Source organism: Streptomyces sp. NPDC027189, assembly GCF_055566975.1.
Map to the genome: position 1 here is coordinate 137,175 of NZ_JBVHRI010000015.1, position 16,874 is coordinate 154,048.

At 71.4% G+C, this 16,874-nt stretch carries 16 protein-coding genes and 2 pseudogenes; 11 read left to right on the forward strand and 7 right to left on the reverse strand.

Translation table 11 applies throughout. From position 1 onward, the window contains the following. Positions 1-7 precede the first annotated feature (7 nt). Entirely contained in the window at positions 8-400 is a 393-nt protein-coding gene (locus ACZ4RZ_RS31160; RefSeq protein ID WP_467749618.1) for a PLD nuclease N-terminal domain-containing protein, read from the forward strand. Next, positions 400-1,287, forward strand: a pseudogene (locus ACZ4RZ_RS31165) (LysR family transcriptional regulator); the annotation flags it as partial. The gene ACZ4RZ_RS31160 and the pseudogene ACZ4RZ_RS31165, both read left to right, overlap by 1 nt. Here the strand turns inward: ACZ4RZ_RS31165 and ACZ4RZ_RS31170 are convergent. Continuing rightward, positions 1,184-2,167, reverse strand: coding sequence for a DMT family transporter (locus tag ACZ4RZ_RS31170; protein ID WP_467749805.1), 984 nt, complete (start codon positions 2,165-2,167; stop codon positions 1,184-1,186). The pseudogene ACZ4RZ_RS31165 and the gene ACZ4RZ_RS31170 overlap by 104 nt on opposite strands. A 202-nt stretch (positions 2,168-2,369) precedes the next feature. Between ACZ4RZ_RS31170 and ACZ4RZ_RS31175 the strand changes: the two genes are divergently transcribed. Continuing rightward, positions 2,370-3,758, forward strand: coding sequence for a purine-cytosine permease family protein (locus tag ACZ4RZ_RS31175; protein ID WP_467749620.1), 1,389 nt, complete (start codon positions 2,370-2,372; stop codon positions 3,756-3,758). Between the two features lie 28 nt (positions 3,759-3,786). Here ACZ4RZ_RS31175 and ACZ4RZ_RS31180 read toward each other — a convergent pair whose 3' ends face one another. Continuing rightward, positions 3,787-5,571, reverse strand: coding sequence for a serine/threonine-protein kinase (locus ACZ4RZ_RS31180; RefSeq protein ID WP_467749621.1), 1,785 nt, complete (start codon positions 5,569-5,571; stop codon positions 3,787-3,789). A 116-nt stretch (positions 5,572-5,687) separates the two neighbouring features. On the opposite strand from ACZ4RZ_RS31180, the gene ACZ4RZ_RS31185 reads away from it, so the two are divergent. Further along, positions 5,688-6,290, forward strand: a complete 603-nt coding sequence (locus ACZ4RZ_RS31185) for a TetR/AcrR family transcriptional regulator (RefSeq protein WP_467749623.1) — start codon at positions 5,688-5,690, stop codon at positions 6,288-6,290. On the opposite strand, the gene ACZ4RZ_RS31190 is transcribed toward ACZ4RZ_RS31185, so the two are convergent. Together ACZ4RZ_RS31190 and ACZ4RZ_RS31195 are read right to left on the reverse strand one after the other, a co-directional pair. Beyond that, on the reverse strand, positions 6,271-6,393 hold the full coding sequence (locus tag ACZ4RZ_RS31190) for a DUF397 domain-containing protein (protein ID WP_467749807.1): 123 nt from the start codon (positions 6,391-6,393) through the stop codon (positions 6,271-6,273). The genes ACZ4RZ_RS31185 and ACZ4RZ_RS31190 overlap by 20 nt on opposite strands. Continuing rightward, positions 6,347-7,297 (reverse strand): helix-turn-helix domain-containing protein, encoded by a 951-nt coding sequence (locus ACZ4RZ_RS31195; RefSeq protein ID WP_467749625.1) that lies wholly within the window; start codon positions 7,295-7,297, stop codon positions 6,347-6,349. The genes ACZ4RZ_RS31190 and ACZ4RZ_RS31195 overlap by 47 nt, the downstream gene beginning before the upstream one ends. A 112-nt stretch (positions 7,298-7,409) precedes the next feature. On the opposite strand from ACZ4RZ_RS31195, the gene ACZ4RZ_RS31200 reads away from it, so the two are divergent. Both ACZ4RZ_RS31200 and ACZ4RZ_RS31205 read left to right on the forward strand, forming a co-directional pair. Continuing rightward, positions 7,410-7,628, forward strand: a complete 219-nt coding sequence (locus ACZ4RZ_RS31200; protein WP_467749627.1) for a hypothetical protein — start codon at positions 7,410-7,412, stop codon at positions 7,626-7,628. A 2-nt stretch (positions 7,629-7,630) separates the two neighbouring features. Next, complete coding sequence (locus tag ACZ4RZ_RS31205) at positions 7,631-8,041, forward strand: DUF7848 domain-containing protein (RefSeq protein ID WP_467749628.1); 411 nt, start codon at positions 7,631-7,633, stop codon at positions 8,039-8,041. Here ACZ4RZ_RS31205 and ACZ4RZ_RS31210 read toward each other — a convergent pair. Continuing rightward, positions 8,014-8,370, reverse strand: a complete 357-nt coding sequence (locus ACZ4RZ_RS31210; RefSeq protein WP_467749629.1) for an ArsR/SmtB family transcription factor — start codon at positions 8,368-8,370, stop codon at positions 8,014-8,016. The genes ACZ4RZ_RS31205 and ACZ4RZ_RS31210 overlap by 28 nt on opposite strands. A gap of 119 nt (positions 8,371-8,489) precedes the next feature. Here ACZ4RZ_RS31210 and ACZ4RZ_RS31215 point away from each other — a divergent pair, with 119 nt between their 5' ends. Then, the gene (locus ACZ4RZ_RS31215) at positions 8,490-9,461 is read left to right on the forward strand and encodes a quinone oxidoreductase family protein (protein WP_467749631.1); all 972 of its coding nucleotides are present in this window, start codon (positions 8,490-8,492) and stop codon (positions 9,459-9,461) included. A gap of 80 nt (positions 9,462-9,541) precedes the next feature. On the opposite strand, the pseudogene ACZ4RZ_RS31220 reads toward ACZ4RZ_RS31215, so the two are convergent. Continuing rightward, positions 9,542-10,150 (reverse strand): annotated as a pseudogene (locus ACZ4RZ_RS31220) (alpha/beta fold hydrolase); the annotation flags it as partial. A gap of 204 nt (positions 10,151-10,354) precedes the next feature. Between ACZ4RZ_RS31220 and ACZ4RZ_RS31225 the strand changes: the two are divergent. Further along, positions 10,355-11,446: an abortive phage infection protein gene (locus ACZ4RZ_RS31225; RefSeq protein ID WP_467749633.1), complete on the forward strand. Its 1,092-nt coding sequence runs from the start codon at positions 10,355-10,357 to the stop codon at positions 11,444-11,446. 6 nt (positions 11,447-11,452) lie between these two features. Here ACZ4RZ_RS31225 and ACZ4RZ_RS31230 read toward each other — a convergent pair whose 3' ends face one another. Continuing rightward, positions 11,453-12,982, reverse strand: coding sequence for a PucR family transcriptional regulator (locus ACZ4RZ_RS31230; RefSeq protein WP_467749635.1), 1,530 nt, complete (start codon positions 12,980-12,982; stop codon positions 11,453-11,455). A gap of 119 nt (positions 12,983-13,101) precedes the next feature. Between ACZ4RZ_RS31230 and ACZ4RZ_RS31235 the strand changes: the two genes are divergently transcribed. The 3 genes from ACZ4RZ_RS31235 (at position 13,102) to ACZ4RZ_RS31245 (ending at position 16,862) form a co-directional block, all read left to right on the forward strand. Further along, entirely contained in the window at positions 13,102-13,560 is a 459-nt protein-coding gene (locus tag ACZ4RZ_RS31235) for a nucleoside deaminase (RefSeq protein ID WP_467749637.1), read from the forward strand. A gap of 88 nt (positions 13,561-13,648) precedes the next feature. Continuing rightward, positions 13,649-14,599 (forward strand): isopenicillin N synthase family dioxygenase, encoded by a 951-nt coding sequence (locus tag ACZ4RZ_RS31240; RefSeq protein WP_467749809.1) that lies wholly within the window; start codon positions 13,649-13,651, stop codon positions 14,597-14,599. A gap of 127 nt (positions 14,600-14,726) precedes the next feature. Next, the gene (locus tag ACZ4RZ_RS31245; protein ID WP_467749639.1) at positions 14,727-16,862 is read left to right on the forward strand and encodes a hypothetical protein; all 2,136 of its coding nucleotides are present in this window, start codon (positions 14,727-14,729) and stop codon (positions 16,860-16,862) included. The last annotated feature ends 12 nt before the right edge of the window (positions 16,863-16,874 follow it).

Genomic DNA, 16,874 nt, shown 5'->3' on the forward strand with positions numbered 1-16,874 from the left:
TTCGGCCATGCTCAGGTATCTGCCGTTTCTGCTGGTCCTGGCGCTGTGGATCTACGCCTTCATCGACTGCCTGAACACGCCGGAGGAAGAGGTCCGGGGGCTGCCCAAGGTGGTGTGGGTCATCATCATCCTGCTCTTCGGCGAGGTGCTGGTCGGCCCGATAGCCTGGCTGGTCGCGGGCCGGAACCGGCGGGGTCCGGCGGGCGGTTCCACGCCCTCCGAGTGGCATCGCAACCACCGCACGCAGTACGTCGCGCCCGACGACAACCCCGAGTTCCTCAACTCCCTCAAGGCGGAGAACAAGAAGGACGAGGCACTCTTGAAGGACTGGGAGGCCGACCTGCGGCGCCGCGAGGAGGAGCTGCGGCGGCGCGAGCGGGGTGAGGGGTCCGAGGGCTGATGGAGCTGCGGCTGCTGGTCACGTTCGAAAAGGTCGCGACCGTGCTGAGCTTCACTCAGGCCGCGGCCGAGCTGAAGTACGCGCAGTCCAGCGTGACCAGTCAGATCCGCGCCCTGGAGTCCTCGCTCGGCACGGAGCTCTTCGACCGGCTCGGCAGCCGCATCCGGCTGACGGAGGCGGGTGAACGGCTCCTGCCCTACGCCCGGCAGATCATCGAGCTGAGCGAGGAGGCGCGGGCGGCGGTCGTCGGCGCGGAGGAGCCGGCCGGCGCGCTGGCCGTCGGCACGATGGAGTCGCTGACGTCGTACCGTCTGCCGCCGCTCCTGGAGTTCTTCCACCACCGCTACCCGGGCGTACGCCTCTCGCTGCGCACGACCATCGGCGACGAGACCCGGCAGGCGCTGCGTCAGGGCACGTACGACGTGGGCTTCCTGATGGAGGAGGAGACCGAGCACGTCGGGCTGGAGTCCGAGGTGCTGGCGGTGGAGCCGCTGGCGCTGGTGGCGGCGCCCGGGCACCCGCTGGCCGGGAAACCGGTCGGGACGGCCGATCTCGCACGACAGGCACTGCTGGCGACCGAACCCGGCTGCGCCTACCGGGACTTGTTCGAGCGGGAGCTCAACTCGCTTGCCACGGACCCGGTTTCCTTCATGGAGTTCGGCACCATCGAGGCCACCAAACGCGCGGCGGCGGCCGGCCTCGGGGTCTCGCTGCTGCCCGAGGTGACGGTCGCCACCGAACTCGCGGAGGGTTCTCTGGTACGACTGCGGTGGGAGCCGCCGTTCACGCTTCGGACGCAACTGGCGTGGCGGTCCGGGAAGCGGCTTCCGGGTCATGTGCGGCTGTTCGTGGAGCAGGCGCGGCGGCTGGTGTCCGAGGAATCCGCGGCCCCCTCGGAGCCCTCGGAGCCCTCGGAAGGGTGACCTTCAGGCTCGCCAGCACGATCAGCGGGACGCCAAGCGCCTGGACGAGCCCGATGTGGTGGCCGTACACCGCCCAGTCCATGACCATCGCGACGGCCGGGTAGGTGAAGGCGAGGACGGCGATCTTCGAGGTCGGCAGCTTGGCGTACGCCGCGTACATCAGGACGTACATCAGCCCGGTGTGGATGATCCCGAGCCCGACCAGCCACCCCCAGTCGGCGCCCTCGCCGCGCATCGCGCCGAAGTCGGCGAAGGGGAGCAACAGCGGGATGCCGACGAGGACTTGGACGAGGGCGATGAGGTGCGGGCGGACGCCGGTGATGCGCTTGGTGACGAGGGTGGACAGACCGTAGAGGAGAGCCGCGAGGAGGGCCTGGCCGACGCCGACGACGTACGATCCGCCGCTCGTGAAGTCGCCGGGGGTGACGCCCGAGACGAGGATCAGCCCCGCGAAGGCCACGGCCACCCAGCCGACCTTGGCCGCGCTGAGCCGTTCGCGGAAGAGCAGGGCGCCCAGCAGGACCACGTAGAACGGCTGGGTGTGGTAGACGACCGTCGCGACGGAGATCGATGTGTTCTCGTAGGCCTGGAAGAGGAAGACCCAGTTGAAGACGATGAACACGCCGCCGAGGACGGCCAGGCCCAGGGTGCGCGGGGTGAAGCCGTGGCCGCGCAGCCAGCCGCGGGCGACGACGTACGAGCCCAGCGCCAGGGCGCCGAACAGGACACGGAAGAAGACGACGTTGAAGGGCGAGGCGCCCGACTCGACGACGAAGACGCCGAGGGTGCCGGAGAGCATCATGGCGGTGGTGAGTTGGGCGACGCCCTTGTTCTCTGCGGTCATGGAGGTCATGGCTCGAAGGTAGGAGCGGGGGCGGGGGCCGGGCCACGAGCCAGTGGGGCGTCCTGCCGATGGGCCCATCGGCACGCCCGATGACCCCTGCGAGCGGCCGACAGCCCCCCTACAAGGTGTACGCCGACGAGCCTCCCGAAGCGGACAATGCGCCCCTGGGCCGAGGCGTGCGTGCCCCGGACACTTACGGTGCATGACGACAGCCCCCGCCAGCACCACCGCACCGATCGCCCCCGAGTACGGCGACAAAGTCATCGCCGTCGAGACGGCGGGCTCGGAACCGATCCCCGACACCGAACGGCACGGCAGCCCGCTCCAGTTGCTGTGGACCTGGGCCTCCCCGAACATCGAGTTCGCGACCGTCTACATCGGTGTGATCTCGGTCCTCTTCTTCGGCCTGAACTTCTGGCAGGCCACGGCCGCCATCGTCCTCGGCACGGCGCTCGGCGCGCTCACGCAGGGCGTGCTGTCGCTGGACGGGCCGCGGTTCGGCGTGCCGCAGATGGTGGTCGGCCGGTTCTCCTTCGGCTACTTGGGGAACATCCTGCCGTCCGGGGTCAACGGCCTGGTGGCGGGCGTCGGCTGGTTCGCGGTGAACAGCGTGAGCGCGGCCTTCGCCCTGAACACCCTCACGGGTCTGCGCCCCCTCCCCTCCCTGCTCCTCGTGGTGGTGGCCGAGATCCTGATCGGTTTCATCGGCCACAACTTCGTGCACGTCTTCGAGAAGTACGCGTTCCCGGCGCTCGCGGTGATCTTCCTGCTGGCCGGGGTGTGGACCTTCAAGGACGCGGACCTCGGCGGGGGCGGCGCGGGCGGCGGCATCGGCGGCTTCCTCCTCGCGTTCAGCGCGGCCTGGGGGTACGCGGCGGGCTGGAACCCGTACGCAACGGACTACTCGCGCTATCTGCCGCGCACGGCGAACAAGTTCAGGACCGTCCTCTACCCGGCGGTCGGTCTGTTCGTGTCGGTCGCGGTGGTAGCGATCATCGGCGCGGCCTCGGCGACGATCGCGGCCCCGAAGGACGCCACCCCGACGGCCGCCTTCACCGGCCACCTGCCCGGCCGGCTCGGCGACCTGGTGCTGATCGCCATCATCCTCGGCGCGGTGTCGGCGAACGCCCTCAACGTCTACTCGGGCGCCATCTCGATCACGGCCCTCGGCCTGAAGCTCCCCACCTGGCTGAGCCGCAGCGTGCTGGTCGTGGTGTCCGGGGTCGCCGGTACGGCGGCGGCGTGGGCGTCGCTGTCGGACGCGGGGTCGGCGTACGAGGCGTTCCTGCTGATCATCGCGTACTGGGTGGCGCCCTGGCTGGGGGTCGTACTGGTGGAGCGGTGGCTCCAGTCGCGTACGGCTACGGACGAGGAGCTGGCGCGCCGCCTGGGCGACCGGTCCTACACCAACTGGCCCGGCCTCGCGGCCCTGTTGTTCGGTGTCGCTGTGTCCGTCCCGCTCTTCTCCCACCAGGAGAAGTACGTGGGCTGGGTGCCCGAGCACTACCCGTCCTTCGGTGACAGCACCCCGCTGGTCGGCTTTGTGCTGAGCGCGGGGCTGTACGCGGTGCTGCGCCGGCGTAGCAGCTAGCGAGGTACCAGCCGGCGAGGAGAGCGGCCTACTCCTTCGTCCAGCGCTGCGACGCCTCGCCGGCGCACGTCGTCGTCGCCACACCGGTGCTGTCCGCGTCGAGGCAGCCGCCGTTGTTGACGCTGACGAGGGAACTCCCCGAACCCGTACGCCAGTACATCGACGCGGACTGGTCGCAGCTGTTCACGAAGACTGCCTGGCCGTTCATGCCCGCGGCGGCCAGACAGCTGCCGCTCTGCTTGTTGACGAGCTTGAAACTGCCGTCGGACGCGCTCTGTACGGTCCACAGGGCGGACGAGTCCGAGCAGGATCCGTAGCCGGCGGCGTTGTAGACCTGGGTGAGGCACTTGTTGTTGTCGCCGTTGCGATAGCGGTGGGCTCCGGAGGTGGGGGACGACGTCTCCGTCGACGTACCGGCGGAACCGCTGGATCCGCCGGAGTCCCCGTCGCTTCCCGCACCACCCGGGCTGCTCGAACTCCCCGAGTCGCTACCGCCGTCCCGCGTGCCCGAGCCCGCGCCTCCGGCGACCGTCTGGGATCCCGCGGTCCGCCGGCCCTGGTCCGCCGTCGAGGTCGGCGACTTCCCCGGCTTCGCCGTACCCGACGGGCTCCCGACCGACGCCGACTGCGTGGGAACGAGCGACGCCGCGACGGAGGTGGAGGGCGTGGACCCGGCCTGGCCGTCCGGCGTGGAGGCGTACGGCAGGTACTGGAGGGCGAGTGTCGTACCGGTCACCACCACGATGACGGGGACGACGGCGAACAGGATGCGGGTCCGGCGGCGGTCGCGTCGCTTCGGGGCCGGGTCGCCCCCCGGGCTCGGCTCCGATTCCGCCTTCGGATCCGGCTCGGCGGAGGGCAGGGTCGGGACGGGGGCGGGCGGCTCGTCGACCTCCGGGACCGTCGCGGCGAAGGCGGCCCGCTCGGACAGCCGCTCGGTGATGACCTCCGGCCACAGCGGATCGGCGAACGGCCCGTGCCGCGCGGCAAGTTCGGCGAGCTCGGCGGCGGTGGGGCGGCCCTCGGGATCCTTGTCGAGGCAGGCCGCGACGACCTCGGCAAGTTCAGGATCCAGCGCGCGCAGCGGAGCCAGGTCGGGCTCCTCGTGGACGATGCGGTACAGCACGGCGTGCCCGGAGTCGTCGCCGAAGGGCGGCCGGCCGCACGCCGCGTACGCGGCCATCGACCCCAGGGCGAACACATCGACGGCGCCGCTCAACCGCCGTGCTCCCGAGGCCTGTTCGGGTGACATGTAGGCGGGTGTGCCCACGACCACGCCGGTCCTGGTCAGCTGGCTCTGTTCCGCGGCACGGGCGACACCGAAGTCGATGAGGGTGAGGCCGTCGAGGGTCAGCATGACGTTGGACGGCTTGAGGTCCCGGTGCACCATGTCCAGCGCGTGCACCGCGGCCAGACCCGAGGCCGCCTCCCGCAGCAGCAGCCACAGAGCGTCGGCGGGCAGCGGATGCCCGTGCAGTTCGACGGCCTCTCTCAGGGTGAGCCCGGGAACGTACGCCGTGGCGAACCACGGTGGCCGTGCGCCGCGGTCACTGGCGAGCAGCGGCGCGGTGGCCTCCGCGGGCAGCCGGGAGAGGTTGTCCAGCTCATGTCCGAAGCGCCGCAGGAAGTCCTTGTCCTCGGCGACGACGGAGGGGAGCACCTGCTTGACGGCGGCGTACCGTCCCTCGTGTACGCCGAGGTACACCCGCCCCATACCGCCGGACCCGAGCCGGCCCACCAGCGGGATCGACCCGATCCACCGCGGGTCCTCCGCCTCCAGCGGTTCGGCTCCGCTTCCACTCAGATCTAACACGCCTGCCCCGATTTCCCGTCTTCCCCATGCGTGGTCACTGCCGCAGGGGCAAGTCTGAGGGAGCGGCCACTAGAATTGGAGCAGTTTCTAGAAAATCACTCTAGAAAGAGATTCCGATGAGCCCCAAGCAGCATCGCGGCGAGGTCACCGCCGACCTCCTCCTGGATGCCGCGCTGCGTGTGTTCGCCGCCTCGGGCGAGCAGGGCCTCACCGTCAATGCCGTCACCAAGGCCAGCGGCGTCAGCCTCGGCAGCCTCTACCACCACTTCGGCAGCCTGGACGGCCTCTTCTCTGCACTGACGCACCGCTGGTTGAGTCGGTTGCTGACCGAGCTGGTCACGGCGCTGCAAGGTACCCGCACCGCGCGTACGGGCATCCGTGCCGTCGTACGGGCCTACTTGGCCTTCATCCAGGAACACCGGGACGCGGCCCTGCTCCTGCACTCCTCCATGGCCGACCGCTACGGGATGCGGCACGGCAAGGAGCTCCGCGACGCCCAGGAGGCCCGGCTGTCGCCGTTCGCGGAGTGGGTACGCCCGCACATCGAGGCCGGCGACATCGCCCCGCTCCCGCTGCCGCTTATCGAGTCCCTGGTCCTGGGCCCGGTCATCGGAACCGCCCGCCGCTGGCTGTCCGGCGCGGGCGACGTGGACCTCGACGAGGCCGCGCGGCTCCTGCCGGAGAGGATCTGGCGGTCGGTCAGCGCAGAGCCGACGTGAACGCCGACCAGGCGGAGCGGGTGATCAGCAGGACCGGGCCGTGGGGGTTCTTGCTGTCACGGACGGGGACGACGCCGCCGGGGATACTGAGGGCTATTTCGATGCAGTCGCCGCCGTTGGCGCCGCTGTAGCTGCTCTTGATCCAGTTCGCCGCGCTCAGATCGTGGCTGTTCATGATGCTCGCGCCTCTCCATCAAGTCGCTGATCAGAGCGGAAGATTCGGGGGCTGACAGGGCGTCCGCCCGGAGCACATCATAAGTCCGGCTGTGGCGCTCGAAGACGGCCGGATCGTCGTTGAAATGGCCACGGTCCAGCGACTCCGAGTACACCCACCGGTGCCCGTCGGGCAGCTCGATCAGCGACAGGGAAGTGTCGGGACGGTCGATGTCAGGGCGGTCCAACGGGACGATCTGGATACGGACGTTGGGAAGTCGGCCCACCTTCAGCAGGTGCGCGCACTGGTTCCGCATGACGACAGGGCTCCCCACGACATGGCGCAGACAGATCTCGTCCAGCACGACGAGGTAGAACGGGCCGCCATCGGCGTGGAAGCGCTGTTGTCGGCTCAGGCGTGCCCTGACCCGCTCCGCCACGTCGTCGGGCTTCGCGAGGCGGCGGGCGAACAGCGCGGACGCGTAGTCGGCCGTCTGCAACAACCCCGGCATCACCTGCGTCTGGTACGCGCGTACGGCGACGGCCTCGGCGTCCATCCGAGCCCTGCGGTCGAACCAGTCCGGATGCTCCACCTCCGGATACCAGTCGATCCTCCCCCACAGCCGCGCCAACACCCCACCCGTACGGAGCAGTTCGTCGCACTTCTTCGCGAAGGTGTCCTGCGGAACCCTCGTACCCGCCTCCACGCGCGCCACATGCGAGCGGTCACAAGGGATCTCGCGCGCCAACCCCTCCTGCGTGAACAGCGCCGCCTCGCGGAAGTGCCGCAGCATCTCACCGAACAGCACGGCGTTACTGACCGCCGACCCCCCTTCGGCATTGCGTCGCGTCACAACGTCCCCCTCCGTGCCAATGGGCCAGTCGCACGCGTCGAGCGTTGATACGGACCGTTCCCGCAAGCAACGCTGGATACACCCAGAGTGACGAAGAGTGTGCGGAGTGAGCATGACCGAGCAGTGGGAGACGGGGACGTTGGTCTACGACCCGCAGGTGCGCAAGGTGGGCGAGTACCGGGACAAGGCAGGCCCGTACGCGATGCTGCGTCCCGTGGGCGGCGGCCGGGAGTGGCGGGCGGACCCGGCGCTGATCCGCCCGGCGACGCCGGAGGAGCGGCTCAGCGCCGAGGTGAAGGCGGTCAACCACCGTTCGGGGACGTCACTGTGACGGTGCGTCAGGGTGATGAGGCGAGCCGCCCGCCTGTACCCGTACAGGGCTGCGCGGCGTGCAGGGAACTCGACGTACGGCGTGACGACGCCCGCGCCCGCTGCGACGGCACCGAGGAGACCGACGCGAACGTACTGCTACGCCGTCACCTGAGGGCGGCGCACGGGGGCGCACCGGCCCGCCGCCGGATCTTCCGGTACGTGCCCTACACGATCGTGCAGGACGCGACGGCGGAGCCGGAGTACGAGGCACGGTGCGTCTCGGGGGACGAGGCCGACTGCGGTGCCGGGTCCGGTCCGCGCAGCGATCCGGCGGACGTCGAGGAGTGGCAGCGCAGGCACACCCAGGAAACCCGGCACACCCGTTACCGCCGCAACTTCGCGGACTACGCGGTGATGGAGCCCCCGCGCTGACCGTGCTCCTCGCGGAGCGCGAGCGCGAGCAGCCCCGGGAAGCGGGCGTCGAACTCCTCGCGGCGGAGGCGGTTGACGCGCTTGGCCCCTTCGTCCCGCTGCTCCACGAGCCCCGCCCCGCGCAGCACCGTGAAGTGGTGGCTGAGGGCCGCCTTGCCGACCGGCACATCGAAGCTGCCGCAGCTGCGCGTCCACTCGGGGGATCCCGCCAGCTCCCGTACAAGCGTGATGCGTACAGGATCGGCGAGGGCGGCGAGCGCGGTCTGCACGGGGACGTCGTCGGGGTGGGTGTGCTCGGGTGCCGCCCGATGACTGGTGCGCTCCGCCACGCCCGCCTCCCTGGGTCCCTTGATTCCGCCGTGTCCGCTTGAAGAGTGTTCGATGAAAAGCATACACTCCCGAGTGTTCGCTTTCCATTGAACAGTCGAGCACTCGGTAGGGGTGTGTCATGCGCGCGGTTGAGTTCCTGGAGTACGGCGGTCCTGAGGTCCTCCAGGTCGTGGAGGCCGAGGTCCCCGAGCCCGGCCCGGGGCAGGTGAGCATCGACGTGGCCTACGTCGGCGTGAACTTCGCGGACCTGAAGGCGCGCTCGGAGGGCTATCGCGTACCAAGTCTTCCCTTCCGTCCGGGTCTTGAGGTCTCGGGCCGGATCCGGGCCGTCGGAGCGGACGTCGAAGGCCTGGCGGTCGGCCAGGAGGTCACCGCCCTGACGGAAGGCGGGGCCTACGCGGACGTGACCGTGGCCGACGCGGTGACCGTCTTCCCGCTCCCCGAGGGCGTGGATCTGTGCACCGGCGCCACGCTCCCCACCGTCGTGCCGACTGCGTACGCCCTCCTGCACACCGTGGGCCGACTGCAGCCCGGCGAGACGGTCCTCGTGCAGGGCGCGGCGGGCGGCGTCGGCACGGTGCTGGGGCAGTTGGCGAAGGCGGCGGGGGCCGGGGCGGTGTACGGCGTCGTATCGGCCGAGCCGAAGGCGAAGTACGCCCTCGACCACGGCTACGACGAGGTCTTCGTGGGCTCCTTCGTGGACGAGGTCCGAGCCGCGACGGACAGCCGCGGAGTGAACCTGGCCCTGGACCCGGTCGGCGGCGAGACCCTGCGCGGCAGCCTCGCCTCCCTGGCCCCCTTCGGGCGCCTGGTCTCCTTCGGCAACGCGAGCTCGGCGGAGCCGTGGACGGTCGGGCAGCCGGAGCTCTACCCCACGGGCCTGTCGGTCGCCGGCTTCTCCATCCTCGGGCTGGCCAAGACGGCACCGGGTGAGCTGCGCGCGATCGCCGCGCGGGCGTTCCGGACGGTGGTCGAGGGAGTCGTATCCCTCCCGGTGACGGCGGAGTTCGGCCTTGCGGAGGCGGCGGAGGCGCATCGCCTGATGGGGACCCGGAGCAGCACGGGAAAGCTGCTGCTGCGGGTCGCATAGCCGCCACCACGGCTCCGGTCAGCCACGGTCGCCTGCCGGGGCAAGTCACCCGGCCCAAGGCACGGCGCGCGGGCGGACGTTCATGCTCTGTCGTAGGCCTCGCGCAGCCAGGTCAGGAGTTCGGCATCGGGCATGTGTGTCTGCCCGTCAAGGGTTCGGTGCTGGGCATTGGGCAGGGCTTTCGCGAGCGCCTGCATTGCGTTGCGCATCCAGACAGGGCTCTTCCCGCCGCCCATGACGAGCATGGGCGCCGTGGCGGACATCCAGCGGTCGGCCGGCAGGGGCTTGCCCGACCCGGAGTCGCCCACGATGCTCAGGTCGTAGGGGAGCGTGTGCGCAACCGCCTTGAGCTTGGACCACACCGGCATGAGGGGCATGATCGCGATGAGGAAGGCGGGCGTGCCGACCGTCCTCATGAAGAGCTTGACCGCGTCGCCCCGTCGGCCCGCCGCGACCAGCTCCGATAGCTTCGCCACGATGTCCACCGGGAACGGCGGTCGGCTGTCGTCGACGATGAACGGCGCCTCGTATACCGCAAGCTTCTTGACGGTGACTCCGCGGGCCGCCGCCTCCAGCGCGAGCGCGGCGCCGGAGGAGATCCCGTACACATACGCGGATCCGCCGGCCTCCTTGATGAGCGCCTGGATGTCCTCGACCTCACGGCCGATCTCGTAGGGCGCCGTGTCGGTGCTCTCGCCGCGCGCTAGCCGTACGGCGACCGAGGTTCATACCGGTTCATACCTTCGTCCCCCGTCCGTAGACCATCGGCGGACGGCGGGACGACCCACCGCTTCCCAGACTGGGGCCAGGACGACGACGGCATGGGAGGCGCAATGCAGGGGATCCAGGGGCTCCAGAATGTCCAGGGGATCAGTCGGGCACGGTTCCTTGGGATGGCCGCGGCGTTCGGGGGCGCGGCGCTGCTGCCTCTCGGGGGCGCGGGGCGGGCCGAGGCGATGGCTGGGCGGCCGTACGGGCTGTCGTACCGGGGGGTCGTCTACGAGGTGGCGGAGGGGGAGACGGCCGCCACGGCGTGGAGCGCCGAGCGGATGCGTGGGGACATCCGCGCCATCGCCCGCGATCTGCACGCCGACTCCGTCAAGGTCACCGGGGACGGCGTTGAGCGGCTCACCGCCACGGCCGGTGAGGCGGCGGAGCGCGGGCTGAACGTCTGGCTCGAACCCACCCTGGGGGACGTCCCGGAGCGCGAGATCCTCGACCATCTCGCCCAGACGGGCCGGTTCGCCGAGCGGCTGCGGCGGCAGGGCGCCGGGGTGCACCTCAGCGTCGGCTGCGAGTTCGTGCTGTACGTCCCCGGCATCCTGCCCGGCGCCACCCTGCAGGAGCGCGTCGAGAACCTGCTCAAGGGCAACTTCGATCCCGTACAGATGGTCCGCCGGCTGCGCCGGTTCACCGCGAAGGCCGCGGCGGTCGGCCGGTCCGTCTTCCACGGGCGGCTGACGTACGCCGCCGCGCAGGACGAGGACGTCGACTGGGGGCTCTTCGACCTCGTGGGCATCGACTACTACGGCTACTTCAAGCGGCGCGACGCGTACGTCCGCGACCTCGCCCGGTACCGCCGCTTCGGCAAGCCGGTCGCCATCATGGAGTTCGGCTGCTGCACCTTCAAGGGCGCCCCCGAGATGGGCGGCATGGGCTGGGATGTCGTCGACTACACGAAGGAACCGCCCGAGATCAAGGGCGGCCTGGTACGGAGTGAGCGCACCCAGGCGGCGTATCTGACGGACGTGCTGTCGGTGTTCGAGTCGATGGGGCTGTACTCGGCGATGGCGTACACCTTCGTCAGCCCGGACGCTCCGCACCGCCCCCGCGATCCGCGCCACGACCTCGACATGGCGAGCTACAGCATCGTGAAGGCGATCGAGGACCGGCGGCCCGGCGATCCGGCCGTCTCCGGCCGGCACTGGGAGCCGAAGGAGGCCTTCCACGCGCTGGCCCGGCAGTACGGGCGGGCCCGCTGCTGAGGCCGGTCAGGCCACCGTGCGCAGGCCCTCGCCCGTCGCCGCCCGCGCCCCACGCACGATCCGGTGGGCGCACAGGGCGGTGAGGAGGTCGCCGAGCAGGTCGGGGTCGTCGATCTCCAGGCCCAGCAGGGACTCGATGCGTTCCAGGCGCTGGTAGAGGGACTGGCGGCCGATGTGCAGCAGGGCCGCCGTCCGGGTGGGCGAACAGCCGTGCCGGAGGTGCACCTCCAGGGTCCGGACGAGGTCGCTGGGGTGCGCCGCCTCCCAGGCCAGCAGGGGGCCCAGGGTGTGCTGCACCAGCCGGGCGAGCCGGTCACGGTTGGCGTCGACGCCGCCGCGGGTCAGCTCCCGCTCCAGCGCGAGCGCCCGCGAGGAGGTCACCGACGGGCCCTGCGCGGTCGGCGGCTCGGCGGGCGGCACGGTGAGCGCCAGCTCCAGGGTCGTACGCGCCGCTCGCAGCGTGTCGCTCCAGCGCATCCACCCGCTTCCCACGGCGACCGCGTGCCCGACGGCAATGGTCAGGCCCGGTTCGGCGGCGGCAGCGGCGCGGAACGCGTCCTGCACGGCGCGCACGGGGTCGCGCGCACTTCCCGGACGCGCTCCGGTGCGCGCTCCACCCTGCGCGCCACCCTGCGTGGCGCGAGCACGCCCAACGGCGCGCCCCGCACCTCGCGCGCCCCCACGCGCACCACTCGGCACACCGCCACCCGCCACGTCTGACGCACCCTGCACACCACCGCCAGACGCGCCCGTCGCCCCCAGCGCACGCCCGCCCAACGCACCCCGCGTGCCCCCCGCCGCACCGGCGCACCCGCCCTGCACCACCCCCGTCACCCCTGCCGCTCCCGTCACCCCCGCCATCGCCACCAACGCCAGCACATCCCCCGGAAACACCGCCCGCAGCACCCCCACCCCGCCCAGCGCCCGCGCCGCGCGGTCGATCACGCCCAGGTCGCGCGCGCCGTGCACCGACACCCCGATCAGCCGCGCCCCCGCGCCCGGGTGGAACCCGGCGAGCGCCGCACGGGCCTCCACCTCGGGCTGGTTGAGCGCCTGCCGGTCCGCGAGGTCGGCGAGCAGCGCGGCCGTGTGGTCGTCGCCCCGGGGGCGTACGGCGGAACCGCGCCCGGACAGCCCGCGCGCCACGATCGCCCGGTTCGCCGCCTCGGTGATGCGTACGAAGGGCACCACGCGGTGCAGGGCCAGCAGCGGCAGCCCCAGCCGACGGGCCTCGTCGACGACCTCCTCGGGCATCAGCACCAGCGAACGGCCGACCTCCACCGCCAACCCGGCAGCACCGCGCGCGGCCAGCTCGCGGACGTACCGCCGCCGGGTCCCCTCGTCGGCGTCGGTCAGCCCGAAGCCGTTGGTGAGGAGCAGTTCGCCGCCGTCGAGGAAGTTCGCGCCCTCGTACACCTCACTGGAGTGCACCCACCGCACGGGCCGGTCCAAGGCGCCCTCGCCCGCCAGGAGTTCGGGCTCGGTGGAGCGTACGGGCTCGAGGGCCAGGATCTCGCGGAGGGTCAGTGCGGTCATACGCGTCGTCTCCCGGCGGGTCTGGGGCCTGTCCGGCGGACAGTTCGCCCGGTTGCGGGTTGCCGGGAGGGTACTTTCCGCACGTTGCCCTCGTGTTTCGGCCACAGGAGAGTGGAGTCATGGAGCGTATCGATCGGGCACAGGCACGCGCATGGCTCGCCACCGCCGTCGCGGAGGCCCGCGCCGGGCTCGCCGAGGGCGGCATCCCTGTCGGGGCCGCGCTGTACGGCGCGGACGGCACTCTCCTCGGCCGCGGCCACAACCGCCGCGTCCAGGACGCCGACCCCTCGATGCACGCCGAGACGGCCGCCTTCCGCGCCGCCGGACGGCAACGGACGTATCGCGGTACGACGATGGTGACCACCCTCTCGCCGTGCTGGTACTGCAGCGGCCTGGTCCGCCAGTTCGGCATCTCCCGGGTCGTGATCGGCGAGGCCGAGACCTTCCACGGCGGCCACGACTGGCTCGGCGAGGCCGGTGTGGAGATCCTGCTCCTTGACGACGCCGAGTGCACCGCGATGATGCGCGACTTCATCAAGAACAACCCGGCACTGTGGAACGAGGACATCGGTGAGTGACTCCAAGGCCCCGGCCAGCCCTGCCACCCCCGGAGCGTCCGGAACGTCCGCCGCCCCCGGCACGTCCGGCACGTCCACCACCCCCCGCATCCCCACCATCGACCTACGCCCCTGGCTCTCCGGCGACCCCGACGCCCGCGCCGCCATCGCCCGTACCGTCGACGAGGCCCTCCAGACCGCCGGATTCCTCCTCGTCACCGGGCACGGCGTCGACCCCGACCTGCGCACCCGCATCCGCGAGGCCGCCCGCGCCTTCTTCACCCTCCCCACCGAGACGAAGCAGCCGTACGCCGCCCAGGTCGGCGGCCGCGGCTGGCTCGGTCCGGGGGCCGAGGCGAACGCGTACTCGGAGGGCACGGAGACGCCGCCGGACCTCAAGGAGTCACTGACCTTCGCGACGCACGAGCCGTTCGAGGACCCGGAGATCAACGCGGAGTGGTACGCGCCGAACGTGTGGCCCGCCGAGACCCCGGACCTCCAGAAGCTGTGCGAGGAGTACCTGACGAAGATGGGCGAGCTGGAGAACCACCTCCTCGCACTCCTCGGTGAGGCGCTCGGTCTGGATCCGGACTTCTTCACCCAGCACATGGATCACCCGACGTACGGCTTCAACATCAACTGGTACCCGGGCACCGAGGTCATCGGCGAGCCCGAGCCCGGGCAGTTCCGCATCGGCCCGCACACCGACTTCGGCACGGTCACGATCCTCGACCGGCAGGCCGGCAAGGGTGGGCTACAGGTGTTCACGGATGAGGGAGGGTGGGAGGACGCGCCGTTCGACCCGGACGCCTTCACCATCAACATCGGTGACCTCATGGCCCGTTGGACCGGCGACCGCTGGCGCTCCGGACGCCACCGTGTACTGCCGCCGCCCGCCGACGCGCCCGCCGAGGAGCTGATGTCGCTCGTGTACTTCGGCGAGTGCACGCCGGGGACGGTCGTGGAGTCGGTGCCCGCGCCCGTGGGCCGGGTCGCGTACCCGCCCGTCGACTCTCATGTTTATCTACGCGAGAAGCTGGACTCGATCACCGTCGGCTGAGTGGCGGAAAGTTTCGTAACCCAACGGACACCAGGCGCCCTATCCCGAACCAAGTCCCCCTTTTTACACTGGTGTTGATACACCTCACAGCAGCACATCGGACCGGACCGCGCCAGGGGGAGATGCGGTGCACAGAGGGCTGCACGGCCGGGGAGCGCTGTTCGACACCGATCCGCCCGGGCTCGCGTCACGGCTTGTCGGTCTGCGTCCGTATCAGCTTCGCGCGACGCCCTACGAGCATGCGAGTGAGGTGCCGTTCGTCGTGTTCGCGGGCGGGCGGGGGCTCGGGAAGAGTGCCGTGCTGCGTGAACTGCGCGACGCCTATCGCGGGCACACGCCCGTCGCGCTGATCGACGGGGAGGAGCGGCAGTTCGCCGCTCCGCCGGCCGAGCGGCCGGCGGAGGCCTGGTCGCCGGTGGGGCAGGCGCTCACCACCGTCGCCGAGCAGCTCGCCGAGCCGGTGACGGGCGCCGGGCGGATCGGTTTTCCACGGCTGGCGGCCGGGCTGCTCGCGGTCGCAGCGGGCGGCTGGAGCGACCGTGACGTGCCGCGCATCCGGCAGGAGGCGGAGCGGATCCTGCTGCTGAACGAGACCGGCTCATGGATCTCGGGGTTCGCGGGCCGCTGGGTGGCCAAGATCGTCTCCAAGCTCGTCGCCTCGCTGAGCGGTACGGGCCCCGTGATCGCGCCGATCATCGAGGCCACCCTTGAGGCGTTCGCCGAGGGCATCGGCCCCGCTCCCCGCCGGCTGCGCAGGGCCGCCGCCTGGTACCGGGACTATCCGAACGCGGGCGGCAGCCCCAAGCTCGCGCTGATCCTGCTGTCCCGGCACTTCAGGGCCGGCGGCGACTCGCGCAGGCACGCCGAGCGCTACCTCGTGCGGGCCCTGCTGGCCGACCTCGACGACGCGTACGCGGGGGTCGTGCAGCGCTCGCACCGCCGGGGCCGCCCGGTCGTGCTGATCGACAACGTGCAGGATCCGGCCGGCCTCGGGCTCCTGGAGCCGGTGCTGCGCGACCGCGCCGACGACATCGCCGACCAGGTCGTGTTCTTCGCGGCCCTGCGCGGATACGGCCACGCGGCACTGCGCAACGCGGGGCGCCGCACCCTCCCCGAGGTCGCCCGGGAGGCCGGCTGGGAGCCGGGCACCTCGCCGTCCTCGCGCGCGCTGCTCGTCTCGCTGCCGCCGCTGACGCCCGACGACACGCTGCACATCGTGGACACCGCCTCCGACGGTCTGGCCCTGAGCTCGAGCGGTCCCACTGTGCCGTCACAACTCCCGCACGCCACCCACCGGTTGACGGGTGGCAGCCCGCTCGGCATCATCCTGCTCGCCGAATCCGCCAAGCAGAACCTGCCCCAAGGGGCCGCGTCCCTCGGCGAGTTGCTCACCTCGGACGTCGCCGTCCACGAGGACCACGACGGCCGCCCCGCCTACCAGGAACTCCTGGACCGGCTCGTACCCGGCGGCCGTCTGGACGAGCTGACGGTGCTCGCCGCCGCCCACGACCGCGACTCGGCGTGCGTGCTGGCGGAGGCCCGGCTCCCGGACGACTTCGGCGCGTCGGGCGTCCTCGATCTGGAGGAGCGGCTGGCGGAGGAGGGCTGGGCGACCGCCGACGGGCAGTTCGTCGGCGACCCGTTTCTGCGTTCCCTGCTCCTGCTGCGGCTGCACCACGGCGACCCGGACCACGAGCGGTGGCGAGCCGTGCACCGCACCCTCATCGACCACTACCGGGCCTCCGGCGAAATGGCCCCGCCGGACAGCGCGCGCTACCGGCTGCACCACGAACTCGCCTTGGGCAAGGCCGACTTCGCGGTCGCGCACCTGCGCGACACCTTCCCCCGAACCGACACCCGCGGCTGGCTGTCGTCCCTGGTCTTCATCGCGTCCGCGCCCTACTACCACGCGCACGACCCGGACGGCCGGGACTTCGACGGTCACGACCACCGGGCCTCCGTCGCGCTCGGGCACACGGACGCGGCCCAGCAGCCGCCGGACAGCGTGGACGCCGTACTGCACCTGCGGGTACGCCGGCTGCTGCACGCCGTGTGGCAGCTGACCGACCCGCTGGTGCTTCCCGACTCGACGGTGACCGAGCGGCTGCGCTTCGAGCTGGAGCAGCTGTCGAATCTGCGGCCCGCGGGCAACGCCCTGCTGTGGCGGGCCTCGCGGGACTGGCCGTCGGACGCCCTGGCCGGCCGCCCCTTCCGTATCCCGGGCGACGACGACGAGAACGCGAGCGGGAACGGGGGCCGGTGATGGCGCGGCGTT

Coding starts and splice junctions, on each gene's coding strand:
- ACZ4RZ_RS31185 (WP_467749623.1), top strand. CDS start 5,688: ATGAGCCCCAAGCAGCATCGCGGCGAGGTCACCGCCGACCTCCTCCTG.
- ACZ4RZ_RS31215 (WP_467749631.1), top strand. CDS start 8,490: ATGCGCGCGGTTGAGTTCCTGGAGTACGGCGGTCCTGAGGTCCTCCAG.
- ACZ4RZ_RS31230 (WP_467749635.1), bottom strand. CDS start 12,982: ATGACCGCACTGACCCTCCGCGAGATCCTGGCCCTCGAGCCCGTACGC.
- ACZ4RZ_RS31235 (WP_467749637.1), top strand. CDS start 13,102: ATGGAGCGTATCGATCGGGCACAGGCACGCGCATGGCTCGCCACCGCC.
- ACZ4RZ_RS31225 (WP_467749633.1), top strand. CDS start 10,355: ATGGCCGCGGCGTTCGGGGGCGCGGCGCTGCTGCCTCTCGGGGGCGCG.
- ACZ4RZ_RS31200 (WP_467749627.1), top strand. CDS start 7,410: ATGACCGAGCAGTGGGAGACGGGGACGTTGGTCTACGACCCGCAGGTG.
- ACZ4RZ_RS31175 (WP_467749620.1), top strand. CDS start 2,370: ATGACGACAGCCCCCGCCAGCACCACCGCACCGATCGCCCCCGAGTAC.
- ACZ4RZ_RS31160 (WP_467749618.1), top strand. CDS start 8: ATGCTCAGGTATCTGCCGTTTCTGCTGGTCCTGGCGCTGTGGATCTAC.
- ACZ4RZ_RS31170 (WP_467749805.1), bottom strand. CDS start 2,167: ATGACCGCAGAGAACAAGGGCGTCGCCCAACTCACCACCGCCATGATG.